Origin of the sequence: Streptomyces synnematoformans (assembly GCF_039531005.1) — a bacterium.
GTDB lineage: Bacteria > Actinomycetota > Actinomycetes > Streptomycetales > Streptomycetaceae > Streptomyces > Streptomyces synnematoformans.
Map to the genome: position 1 here is coordinate 1 of NZ_BAAAPF010000235.1, position 11,449 is coordinate 11,449.

The 11,449-nt window shown below is 72.8% G+C and carries 11 protein-coding genes; 1 reads left to right on the forward strand and 10 read right to left on the reverse strand.

Annotation, left to right across the window (positions count from 1 at the left end; all coding sequences use genetic code 11):
* Positions 1 to 97: 97 nt before the first annotated feature.
* The 5 genes from ABD317_RS26825 to ABD317_RS26845 all read right to left on the reverse strand — a co-directional run bounded on the left by ABD317_RS26825 (position 98) and on the right by ABD317_RS26845 (position 6,017).
* Entirely contained in the window at positions 98 to 1,564 is a 1,467-nt protein-coding gene (locus ABD317_RS26825; RefSeq protein WP_344292793.1) for a glucoamylase family protein, read from the reverse strand.
* 152 nt (positions 1,565 to 1,716) lie between these two features.
* Positions 1,717 to 2,589, reverse strand: coding sequence for a carbohydrate ABC transporter permease (locus ABD317_RS26830; RefSeq protein WP_344292795.1), 873 nt, complete (start codon positions 2,587 to 2,589; stop codon positions 1,717 to 1,719).
* Complete coding sequence (locus ABD317_RS26835) at positions 2,586 to 3,581, reverse strand: carbohydrate ABC transporter permease (protein ID WP_344292797.1); 996 nt, start codon at positions 3,579 to 3,581, stop codon at positions 2,586 to 2,588. The genes ABD317_RS26830 and ABD317_RS26835 overlap by 4 nt, the downstream gene beginning before the upstream one ends.
* 3 nt (positions 3,582 to 3,584) lie before the next feature.
* Positions 3,585 to 4,820, reverse strand: a complete 1,236-nt coding sequence (locus ABD317_RS26840) for a sugar ABC transporter substrate-binding protein (RefSeq protein WP_344292799.1) — start codon at positions 4,818 to 4,820, stop codon at positions 3,585 to 3,587.
* Between the two features lie 153 nt (positions 4,821 to 4,973).
* Positions 4,974 to 6,017 (reverse strand): LacI family DNA-binding transcriptional regulator, encoded by a 1,044-nt coding sequence (locus ABD317_RS26845; protein ID WP_344292801.1) that lies wholly within the window; start codon positions 6,015 to 6,017, stop codon positions 4,974 to 4,976.
* Between the two features lie 117 nt (positions 6,018 to 6,134).
* Between ABD317_RS26845 and tsaA the strand changes: the two genes are divergently transcribed.
* Entirely contained in the window at positions 6,135 to 6,539 is a 405-nt protein-coding gene (gene tsaA, locus ABD317_RS26850) for a tRNA (N6-threonylcarbamoyladenosine(37)-N6)-methyltransferase TrmO (protein ID WP_344292803.1), read from the forward strand.
* Between the two features lie 9 nt (positions 6,540 to 6,548).
* Here tsaA and ABD317_RS26855 read toward each other — a convergent pair whose 3' ends face one another.
* The 5 genes from ABD317_RS26855 to ABD317_RS26875 form a co-directional block, all read right to left on the reverse strand.
* Positions 6,549 to 7,001, reverse strand: coding sequence for a GNAT family N-acetyltransferase (locus tag ABD317_RS26855; protein WP_344292805.1), 453 nt, complete (start codon positions 6,999 to 7,001; stop codon positions 6,549 to 6,551).
* Positions 7,002 to 7,089: 88 nt separating this feature from the next.
* Complete coding sequence (locus ABD317_RS26860) at positions 7,090 to 8,016, reverse strand: anchored repeat-type ABC transporter permease subunit (RefSeq protein ID WP_344292807.1); 927 nt, start codon at positions 8,014 to 8,016, stop codon at positions 7,090 to 7,092.
* The gene (locus ABD317_RS26865; RefSeq protein ID WP_425582445.1) at positions 8,013 to 8,786 is read right to left on the reverse strand and encodes an anchored repeat-type ABC transporter ATP-binding subunit; all 774 of its coding nucleotides are present in this window, start codon (positions 8,784 to 8,786) and stop codon (positions 8,013 to 8,015) included. Before ABD317_RS26865 ends, ABD317_RS26860 begins: the two co-directional genes overlap by 4 nt.
* Positions 8,783 to 9,778 (reverse strand): TIGR03773 family transporter-associated surface protein, encoded by a 996-nt coding sequence (locus tag ABD317_RS26870; protein WP_344292809.1) that lies wholly within the window; start codon positions 9,776 to 9,778, stop codon positions 8,783 to 8,785. The genes ABD317_RS26865 and ABD317_RS26870 overlap by 4 nt, the downstream gene beginning before the upstream one ends.
* A complete protein-coding gene (locus ABD317_RS26875; protein WP_344292811.1) occupies positions 9,775 to 11,358 on the reverse strand; it encodes an anchored repeat ABC transporter, substrate-binding protein in 1,584 nt (527 codons plus the stop codon). The genes ABD317_RS26870 and ABD317_RS26875 overlap by 4 nt, the downstream gene beginning before the upstream one ends.
* Positions 11,359 to 11,449 lie beyond the last annotated feature (91 nt).

The window sequence follows — 11,449 nt, forward strand, 5'->3', positions numbered from 1 at the left end:
GCCGGTGCGGCGCCGAGGGCGCCGTGCGTGGTCACGGCCGCGGCGCCGAGGCGGCCGAGGACGGTACGGCGGCGGGGCGCGGCGGGCTGCGGGGTGCTCATATGCCGAAGTCCTCCCTGGCCAGCAGCGGCTTGAGGCGGCGGCGGAAGCCGCCGGTGCGGAACGGGCGCTGCAGCAGGCCGGGGCTGAGCACCTGGGCGAGGGCCGCGGCGGTCATGCCCTGGTCCAGGGAGAGCATCCGGTCGCTGACCGTGCCCGTGCCGACGTTGACGGAGTCGTAGAAGCCGTAGCCGTCCTCGTACGCGTCGAAGTCGCGGGCGAGGTCGCGCAGGTTGGCGAGCGCGGCCCGCGGCGTGACGAGCAGGGCGAGGAACGCGGCGTGCGGGGTGACGACGCCGTTGGTGTAGGCGGAGGGGTCGGGCCTCGGCGCGCCGTACGGCACGTAGGTGCGGTCGGTGTTGGAGCAGTAGCCCTCCGGCGAGATGCCCAGGTACTGCACGCCGTACTCCTGGTAGCCGCCCTCGGGCACGTTGGCCGGGGAGAAGCCCCAGTAGCCGTACTCGGCGTCGAGCAGCCCGTGGTCGCGCTGGGCCAGGGCGTGGCGGGTGAGGTTGGTGCGCCAGGAGGCGTTCCACCGGGTGGAGGGGACGAAGAGCTCCGGCATGAGCGCGCCGAACATCGAACCGCCCCAGCCGGGCACGTGGGTGCGGCCGCGGTAGGTGTAGTGGCCGTTGAAGTACCGCACCCCGTCGCGGACGGTCCAGTCGCCGCCCGGCGGCATCCCCTGGGTCTGGCCGGGGGCGAAGGTGCGCAGCATCCGCCAGTAGTGCTCGCCCGGCACGGTGCCGTCGGCCATGCCCAGAAAGCCGGCGATGCGGGTCTCGGAGATCATCGCCCCGTAGAAGTTGCCGGTCAGGGCGTCGTCGGCGACCCGGAAGCCGGTGGACATGTGGCCGGGGCGGGCGACGGGGTCGGCCGGGTCGTAGGGGACGTACAGGAAGGACCAGTCGAGGTCCGCGCGGAGCCTGCGGATGCGCCCGCGCAGCAGGGGGTCGGCGTCCTCGGCGATGCGCAGGGCCACGTCCAGCCAGCCGTTGTCGACGGTGGACAGCAGGTGGTTGACGGGGGCGCCGCTGCCGGGCCACTCGTCGAGCACCTCGCCGGTGAACGTCTGGTACCAGTTGAACCAGAAGCCGTGCAGCCGCTCCATCCGCTCGACGGTGGACACGGTGCGGGCCAGGCGGGTGTGCATCTCGCGCTCGCTGATCACCCCGAGGCCGGCGGCGGCCACGGTCGACCAGATCCAGCAGCCGATGTTGGTCACGGAGGTGTTCTCGGTCAGGACGGGCGCGCCGCCGCTGAGGTCGATGTTGTCGGCGGGCAGCCCGTTGTCGGCGACCATCGCCTCCAGCGAGCGGTAGGTGTCCCGGAACCAGCCGGTGAGCACCGTCTCCGGGTCCCGCGGGAAGCGCGCGGCGGCGTGCCCGGGGGCGGCGCCGAGCGCGGCGGAGCCGGCGGCTCCGGCGGTGACGGCGGTGGTTGCGAGGAATGTACGGCGGTCCATCGGCGATCCGGCTCCCTTGGCGGCGGGGTTGTGGGTGCAGGCGAGGGCCTGGCGGTGCGGTGGTCGGGGTGCGGCGCTCGGCGGGCGGTGGACCGTACGGGACCGCGGGCCGTCAGGCTGCGCGCGGGCCCGTACGGGCCGGGGGGCGGCGGCTACTTCAGTCCCGCCGTGGCGATGCTCTGGGTGAAGTACCTCTGCAGCAGGATGAAGACGACGAGCACCGGCAGCACGACCAGGAAGGCCCCGGCCATGAGGACGCCGTTGGAGCCGTCGGCCTTGGTGGGGTCGGTGGCGAAGGTGGCGAGCGCCACGGGCAGGGTGTACTTGTCGGCGTCGTTGGTCGCGACCAGCGGCCACAGGAAGTTGTTCCAGGAACCCAGGAACACGAAGATCGACAGGGTGGCGAGCGCGGGCTTGACCTGCGGGATCACGATGCGCCAGAAGATGTACCACTCGCGTGCGCCGTCCACCCGGGCCGCCTCCAGCAGCTCGTCGGGGACGCTGGACATGAACTGCCGCATCAGGAAGACGCCGAAGGCCCCCGCGGCGAACGGCAGGATGAGCGCGGCGTAGGTGTCGATCAGGCCCAGCTTGCTCATCATCACGAACTTCGGCATGAGCATGAGGTTGCCGGGCACCATCAGGGCGGCCATCACGATGCCGAACACCAGCTTCTTGCCGGCGAAGTTCAGTTTGGCCAGGGCGTAGCCGAGCATCGAGCAGAACAGCAGGTTGCACAGCGTCACGCAGACCGCGACCACGGTCGAGTTGAAGAAGTAAAGCGGCGCGTCCAGCAGGTCCAGCAGCGTGCGGAAGTTGTCGAGCGTCCACTCCCGGGGAACCCACCGGGGCGGGCTGGCGGAGAGCTCCTGCTCGGTCTTGAAGGCGGACAGGGCCATCCACAGGAACGGTGCCGCCATGACCAGCAGGCCGAGGCCGAGGAGCGCGTAGGTGACGGCCCGGCGCCGCCGGATCCGGGCGTCGCGCCGGGCGTAGCGGTTGCGGGGTGCGGTCGTCGTGCTCATTTCGTCTTGTCCTTCAGCAGCCTCAGCTGCAGCAGCGTGACGGCCAGGATGATCACGAACAGCGTGTACGCCATCGCGCTGGCGTAGCCCATGTGGAAGAAGTTGAAGCCCTCGCGGTACATGTACAGCGAGACGGTCAGGGTGCTGTCCGAGGGCCCGCCGTTGGTCATCACGAACGGCTCCTCGAAGACGTTGAGGAAACCGATGCTGGTCATGACGGCGACGTAGAGCATGGTGGGCCGCAGCAGCGGCAGCGTGATCCGGCGGAACTCCTGGAAGGCGCCCGCGCCGTCGATCCTCGCGGCCTCGCGCACCTCGGTCGGGACGGACTGCAGCCCGGCGAGGAAGAGCACCATGGCCGTGCCCATGTTACGCCAGACGGCCATCACGATCAGCGAGGGCATGGCGAGGGTCTCGGACGCCAGGAAGTCCGGGGCGGTCAGCCCCACCTGGGCGGCCAGGCCGGCGATCAGCCCTTCGGTCGGGTCGAGCACGAAGCGCCAGACGACGGCGACCGCGACGATGGCGGTGACCACCGGGGCGTAGAAGCCGACCCGGAAGAAGGTGCGCAGCCGGTCGATGCCGGAGTTCAGCAGCACGGCGGCCAGGAGCCCGCTGCCGATGGTGAGCGGCACGCCGAGGACGACGAAGTAGCCGGTGTTGAACAGCGCGCGCAGGAACTTCTCGTCGCCGAGGAGTTCGCCGTAGTTGTCCAGGCCGGTGAAGTCGGCGGAGAGCGGGTCGGTGACGTTGCGGAGCCCGAAGTCGGTGAAGCTCATCAGGAGCGTCGCGACGATCGGGAACGCCATGAAGGTGGCGAAGAAGGCCAGGAACGGGGTGGAGAACAGCCAGCCGGAGAGGTTGTGCCGGGACAGCCGGTCGCGGCGCGGGGGCGTCCGGGGCGGCGGCGTCCGGTCGCCGGCTCCGGCCGGGCCGGCCGACCGGCGCGCCGGGCGGTCGGTGACGGGGGTCTTGACGGTGGAGGAGGTCATGCCTCAGCCCGCCAGGTCCTCGGTCTTCTCCTGCAGTTCCCGGGCCAGTTCGGCGGGGTCGCCGCCCTTGCCCAGCTCTTCGAGGGTGACGTCGATCTCGTGGGCGATCTCCTCCCACTGCGCCAGCGGCGGGATGGTGCCGGCCGTGTCCAGGGACTTCTGGAAGACCTCGACGTCGGCTTTCCGGAGCGCCGGCTCGTCCCAGGCGGCCAGGTTGGCCGGCAGCGACTTGGCCATCTCGTACCAGTCGGCCTGCGTCTTCGGGTCGGTGAGGAAGGAGGTGAACTCCTGGGCCGCGGCCTTGTGCTCGCTGTCGCCGAAGGTGACGAGGGAGGCGCCGCCGATGAGGGAGGCGGGCTTGTCGCCGGCCGGCAGCGGCACGACGTCCCACTTGCCCTTCAGCTGCGGGGCCTGGTCCGCGATGTTCTGGACCATCCACGGCCCGGAGGCGAACATCGGCACCCGGTCCGCGCCGAAGTCCTTGATCACGTCGTAGCCGGGGGCGGCGGCGGTGCTCTTGGACAGGCCCTTGTCGAAGTACTTCCGGTACTCGGTGAAGGACTCGACCGCCTCGGGCGAGTCGAGGGTGAGGTTGCCGTCGCCGTCCAGCAGCGAGCCGCCGGCCGAGAAGAAGTACGGCATCCAGTTCTGCCAGGCGCCGTCGCCGCCGGCCGGCAGGGAGAAGGCCCACCGGGTGCTGTCCAGCTCCTGGTACGCCTCGGCGAGCGCGAGCTGGTCGGCCCACGTCTCGGGGGCCTCGTCGACGCCGGCCTGCGCGGCCAGGTCGGTGCGGTAGTACAGGGCCCGGGTGTCGACGTACCACGGGACGCCGTACACCTCGCCGTCCCGCTCGTTGCCCTCCCAGGCGGCGGGGAAGAAGTCGTCGGCGGAGAAGACGCCGGTGTCGACGGGTTCGAGGACGCCGAGGTCGATGAACTCGCCCATCCAGGTCGAGCCGAGCTGCGCCATGTCCGGCAGCTTGCCCGCGGCGGCGGCGGAGACCAGCTTCTGGTGCGCGACGTCCCAGCCGATGGGGGTCACCTTGATCGTGATGTTCGGGTGCTCCTCGTTGAACTTCTCCGCCACGCCCTCGATGCGCGTGCCCTCCTCCCCCATGGCCCAGACCGTGAGGGTCTGCTCGGCGTCGGCGCCCACCTCGCCGCCGCCGTCGCCGCAGGCGGCCAGTCCGAGCGCGGAGACGACGGCGAGGGCGGTGGCGATGCGGGCTCTGCGGGCCATGAGGGGCTCCTATCACGTGCACACGCGGGTTTGTAAGCGCATACATGACCCTGGGGGAAAGTCCTCGGCCGTCGCAAGGGTCGGTTCGGTAACGCTTCGATAACGGGGACGCGATCCGTCCCGGCCGTCCGGCCGCGGCCCGCCGCGCGGCGCTCAGGCGGGGCAGCCGCAGCTCATCCGGCGGACCAGGACCGTGGGCAGGGTGCGGGACCCGACGGGCAGGTCGCTGTCCGCCAGCCTGGCGAGCAGCATCTCCACCGCCTCCTCCCCCAGGCGGCCCATCGGCTGCCGGACCGTGGTGAGCGACGGGCTCACCGCCCCGCCCAGCGGGATTCCGTCGAAACCGGTGACCGCCATCTCCCCCGGCACCCTGATCGACACCTCGGCCAGCGCCTGCAGCGCGCCGGCGGCCATCTGGTCGTTGGCGCAGACCAGGCCCTGCGGGCGCGGCCCGCCCCGGTCCAGCAGCTCCGCCACCGCCTTGCGGCCGGCGGCCACCGTCAGGTCCCCCCGCGTGTCCGGCTGCTCCGGCAGGTCCAGCCCCCGCTCCAGCAGGGCCGCCTGGAAGCCGCGGAACCGGGCCTCGGCGTCCGGGGAGTCCTCGGGGCCGCCGAGGAAGGCGAGGCGGTCGAACCCGTGGTCGGAGAGCAGGTGGCGGGTGAGCGACAGCTGACCGTCGAAGTTGGCCACCTCGATCCGGTCGAGCCCGGGGTGCCGCTGCCCGGCCAGCACCACCAGGGGCAGCCGGCGCGCGACGACGTCCAGCTCCGCGGCGGGCCACTGCTGGGCCAGCAACGCCAGCCCGTCGACGCGGCCGGCCATCTCCGCCATCGACTCCCCCGCCCGGTCGGCGGGCGCCGCCGAGATCAGCAGGCCGTAGCCGCGCCGCCGGGCGGCCCGCTCCATGCCCCGGATCACCTCGTCGCCGTACAGGCTCAGCTCCGCGCCCTGCGGGTCGGCGGCGTCGCCGGCGGCGGGCTCGGCGAAGTCGGGGAAGCACAGCCCGAGCACCCCGGTGACCCGGCTGGCCAGCCCGCGCGCGCTCGCGCTCGGCACGTACCCCAGCTCACGGGCGGCGGACAGGACCCGTTCACGCGTCTCCGCCCGGACGCTGTCCGGGCTCCGGTACACACGTGACACCGTCGCGATGGACACGCCGACACGCTCGGCGACGTCGTACACGGTGGGACTGCCCATGAAGAGCCCATCCTTGGCCTGCGACAGATCGTATGGAAGCGCATTCAGAATACCGCAGCCACCCTTGCCGCCCAACGCGGGACCACACCCCCCGCCGCCAGAAAGGATCAAGGAATCGTGACCGACTACACCCTGCGCCCAATCGGGCGCGTCGAATCCCCGCTGACCGAGCGGGCCGCGGCACCGCGGCAGCCCGACGAGGGAGCACCCGGCGCCTGGCTCGTCTTCGACGACCGGTACGCCCCCGCCCTCGACGGCCTGGCCCCGGGCACCGACGTGCTGCTGCTCACCTGGCTCGACCGTGCGGACCGCGACACGCTCACCGTGCACCCGCGCGGCGACGCCGCCCGCCCGCTCACCGGCGTCCTCGCCACCCGCGCACCCGACCGCCCCAACCCCATCGGGCTGCACACCGTCCGCATCCTCGCCGTCGCGGGCACGCGCGTCCGCGTAGGCGCCCTCGAAGCGCTCGACGCAACCCCGGTCCTGGACGTCAAGCCCCTCCTCACCCCGGACCGCTGAGCTTGTCGTTCAGCCTTCGGCACCCGGGCAGAGGTAGAAGAGCTCGGGATCACCTTCGTCCAGGCCATGGAGCAGGCCGACCGGCCTCCAGCCGACGCGCTGCAGGAGCAGTTGCATGGGGTGGTTGGAGACGTTGGTCGAGGTGAACAGCTTCGGGCTGGTGCACGCGGCCTCGGCGGCCTTGAGGAGACGTGCGCCCACGCCTCGTCGGCGGGCGGTGGGCGCGACCATCACCATGGTGACGAAGCCCTGCTCGAAGAAGGTGTACTCCAGCACGCTGTAGCCCACGGGGGCGGATGCGTCCTCGGCCAGGAGGACCGAGCCTTGTTCGCACCAGCGTCGTATGCTCGCGCGCCGCGCTTCGTCGCCCGATGCCGCGACGGAGTCGACGCCGGCCACGACGAGCCAGTCCGAGGCGTCCGCACGGCGGATCACCAGCCTGCCGGGGTTCTCACGATCCATGGGTGCATCGTGGCAGCACGATGCGTTGGGCTGCTCGCCGATTGCGTTCCGCGGGACTCGCTGCCCTTCCCGCGGTGGCCGGCCCCGTTCACCCGGCACCCGTTACGGCCGGCGCCGGGGCGTCCGGGTGCTCCGCCGGCGGGGGTGGGTCGCCTTCTGGGCGGCGGGGGCGGCCGCGGCGGCCGGCCAGTAGGCCGTGGCGGGGGGCGAAGACCCAGCACAGGACGAACACGCCGGTGGCCACGAGGACGATGAGGCCCCCGGCGGCGAGGTTGCGGTGGTACGACAGGTACAGGCCGACTACCGCGGAGCCGGCGCCTATGGCCGGCGCGAGGACCATCATCGCGCCGATGCGGTCGGTGAGCAGCCGCGCGCACGCGGCCGGGGTGATGAGCAGGGCGAGGACGAGGATGTTCCCGACCGCCTGGAGCGAGATGACCACCGTGATCGTGACGAGTGCGTAGAGCAGGATGTCCAGGCCGAAGACCGGCAGGCCCGCGGCCCTGGCGGTCTCCCGGTCCAGGCTGACGGTGACCAGCTCCTTGTGCACCGCCGCGGCGACGAGCAGCACGGCCGCCCCCGCCACGGCGACGGTACGCACGTCGCCGTCGCTGATACCGAGGATCTGCCCGAAGAGGAACGACTCCAGCGAACCGCCGTAGCCGGGGGCGGTGCTGAGGATGACGATGCCCAGCCCGAAGGCGGCGGCGAAGAACACGCCGATGACGCTGTCCTCCCGCAGCCGGCGGTTCTGGGAGAACACCGCGACGGCGAGCGCGGTGAGCAGCCCGGCCACCGCACCGCCGACGACGAGGTTGAACTCCAGCACGAAGGCGATGGCCACGCCGGGGAAGACGGAGTGCGAGACGGCGTCGCCGATGAACGCCATGCCGCGCAGCACGACGTGGCTGCCGACGACGCCGGAGACGATGCTGCACATGACGGCGACGGCGAAGGCGCGCTGCATGAACACGTGCTGCCACGGGTCGGTGAGGAAGTCGGCGACGGTGCTCATCCCGTCACCCCCAGGGAGGTCAGCAGCGCCTCGGACCGGGCGACGCCGAAGGCGCGCAGCCAGACCGCGGGGTCGCGCAGCGCGGCGGGTTCGCCGTCGGCGACGACGGTGCGGTTCAGCAGGCACAGCCGGGTGGCGATGTCGGCGGCCTGCGGCAGGTCGTGGGTGGTCATCAGCAGCGCCTTCCCCTCCGCGCGCAGGCCGGCGAAGAGGCCGGTCAGCAACTCCTGGGTGGGGACGTCGAGTCCGGTGAACGGCTCGTCGAGAAGCAGCAGCCCGGGGCGTACGGCAAGGGCGCGGGCGACCAGGACGCGCTGCCGCTGGCCGCCGGACAGCTCCCCGATCGGGCGGTCCCGCAGCGCGGTCATGGCCACCCGCTCCAGGGCGTGGTCGACGGCCTCGCGGTCGGCCCGGCCCGGCCGGCGGAGCCAGCCGATCCGGTGCGTGCGGCCGGTCATGACGGCCTTGTGCACGGGCAGCGGGAAGTCCCAGGCGAACTCGTGGCGCTGCGGTACGTAGCCGATGCCGCCGCGGCCGCGGGCCGCCGGCGCGCCCGCCAGGTGGACCGTGCCCGCGGCGGGGGCCAGTAGACCGAGGACCGCGCGCAGCAGCGTGGTCTTGCCCGCCCCGTTCGGCCCGATCAGCCCGACCAGCTCCCCGGCCCGTACGCCGAGGTCGACGTCGTGCAGGGCCATCCGCCCGCCGAGTTCCACGCCGAGGCCGCGGATGTCGAGCACCGGCGGCGCCGTCTCGCGTGCGTCGGCGGTCACCGCTCGCCCCCGTCCCCGCTCGCGCGGGGGCCGCGGGCGCGGCGCCGGACGAGGGCGGCGGCGACGGCGGCCACCAGCGGGGCGCCGCCGATGCCCCACCACAGCGGCGCGGTGGAGTCGTCGGTGCCCGCGCCGGAGGGCGCGGCCTCGTCCGGCGCGGCCTCGTCCGGCGCGGCCTCGTCCGGCGCGGCCTCGTCCGGCGCGGCGCCGTCGTCCGGCCGCCCCTCGTCCGCGGACGCGCCGGGGGTGTCCTCGTCCCGTGCCGCGTCTGCCGCGGCGAAGGCCTTCCGCGGGTCCTGCGGGCCGACGGAGAACTGCAGGGTCCCGCTGTCCTCGTGCTCGGTGCCGTCCTTGGTCGTCGCGGTCATCCGCACGTCCAGGAGGTACGTGCCGGGCTCGGTGAACGCCCAGTTGCCGTGGACGTGGCTCCTGACCTCGAAACCGGTCTCCTGCGGCAGCGGCTTGCGGCCGTCGAAGAGGATCTGCGGGGTGCCGAAGCTCCCGTTCAGGAACAGCACGAAGTCGCCGGGGCCTTCGACGCCCGTCAGCTGCCAGGTCACCTCCCGCTCGACGCGGGCGGCGACCTCCGGCTCCTGGCTGTTCCAGCCCGGCCACAGCACGTCGTTCGGCTGCGCCTGCGGCAGCAGCCACACCCGGGCGCCCGGCGCGCCGAGGAAGGAGAACTCCTCCCCCTCCGGCACCTCCACCCGGGCCGCGTCGGTGACCTGGAGGACGACGTCGTCGGTGCTGCGCCAGGTGGGCGGCTCCGCGGTGTCGTCACGGACCTGCACGGTCCAGGTGCCGTCGTCGAAGCGGGGGCCGATGTCGACGTGCCCGTCCCCGATCACGACGCGTCCGGTGCCGGTCGTGGGCGCGGCCTCGGACTCGTCGTCCGGAGGCGACTGCGCCGCGGCCGGGGCGGCGGTGAGCAGGGCGGCCAGCAGTGCGCCGGCCACCGGCCGTGCGCGGCGGCGGGTGCGAATGGTGATCACGTGTCCGGGCCTCCGAGGCAGCGGCGCAGTTCGTCGGCGTTGTGCCGCATCATGTCGGTGTAGTGCCGGGTCTTCTCGTCGAAGGAGTCGCCGTACAGGCTGCACACCTCGACGTCCTGGTCCTCGGCGACCTGGGTGAGCACCGAGGCGCGCCGGGCGAGGTTGGGCTCCATGAACACGGCCGGCACGTCGAGGTTGTCGATGGTGCGGGTGAGTTTCTCGACGTCGTCCGCGCTGGGCTCCTGGGCCGGGTTGGGGACGACGAATCCGGCGACGGTCATGCCGTAGGCGTCGGCGAGGTAGCCGAAGGCGTCGTGCGTGGTGATCAGCTGCCGCCGGTCCGCCGGGATGCGGCCGACCTGCTCCCGCACGTACGCGTCGAGCCGGTCCAGCTCGGTTTCGTACGCCCGGGCGCCCCTGTCGTACGCGCGGGCGCCCTTCGGGTCCGCCTTCTTCAGCGTGTCGCGGATCAGCAGCGCGTACGCCTTGGCGTTCTGCACGTCCTGCCAGAGGTGCGGGTCGATCTCCCCGTGCACGTGCTTGCCGAGGACGGCCTGCGGCAGCTGGTGGATCTGCGCGCCCGGCTCGCCCAGGAAGGCGAACTCCCTCTCCTCGGGCACCTCGTCGAGGGCACGGTTGGGTACGTCGATCACGACGTCGTCCGGCGGTATCTCCTCCTGCTCCTCGCCGCGGGAGCGCTGGTCGGTGTACGCGGACATCCGCCCGGTGTCGATGTTGACCGTCAGGTCGGTGTGCCCCTCGTCGAGGATGGTGTCGCCCTTGTCCGCCACCGTGTGCGGGTCGACGCCGACCGCGAAGGTGAAGGTGCCCTCGCCCACCGGCCGCGGCTCGGCGCCGCCGTTCCTCAGCCGTGCCTCAAGGGTCAGTTCGTAGACGCCGGGTTCGGTGAAGGCCCAGTTGAGGTGGGTGTGCGCGGCCGGCGGCAGGGAGGTGGTGTCGGCGGCCGAGAAGCCGTCGGCGGAGTCGAAGTACTTCTTCGGCTTCCCCAGGGACTCGGTCAGGTACGCCGCCAGCTCACCCGGCCCCGTCATGCCGGTGGCCGTCAGCAGGACGTCCGAGGACCGGCTGGCGCCGCGTGCTTCGCCGTCGCCGCGCACCCGCAGGCCCAGCCAGAGCACGTCCAGGCCGACGTCCTCGACCAGCGGGATGACGTTGGCGCCGTACGTCTCGGACGCCTCGGCGAGGGAGACGTTCGGCGTGCCCTCGCGGGCGTTGGCGTCGACGGTCTTGATCAGGGCGTGCTCCTCCAGCAGCAGGTGGTTGGTGAAGGTGACGTCGGCCTCGGTGACCTTCTCCGCGTCCCGGGGCGTCGGCTCGTAGGAGTGCGGATCGCCGCCGGGCGGCACGACCGAGTCGGCCTGCACGCGGTCCCCGCCGACCTGGCGCACCAGGTCGGCGAGGATCTCCGTGGTCGTGACCACCTTCAGCTCCGCGTCCGGGTTCTCCGCGGCCGCGTCGGGGCGGGCGTGGCCCTCGCACCCGGCGAGGCCCAGCGCGAGGACGGCGGTGGCGGCGAGGGTGCGCAGCGCGCCTCGTGGGTACGGGGTGCGGGGCGTCATGACGCGGCGTCACCGGCGGCCGCGGACCCGGAGCGGCGGCGTGTCCGGGCGAGGGCGACGGCCGCCGCACCGCCGAGGACCAGCGCGCCGG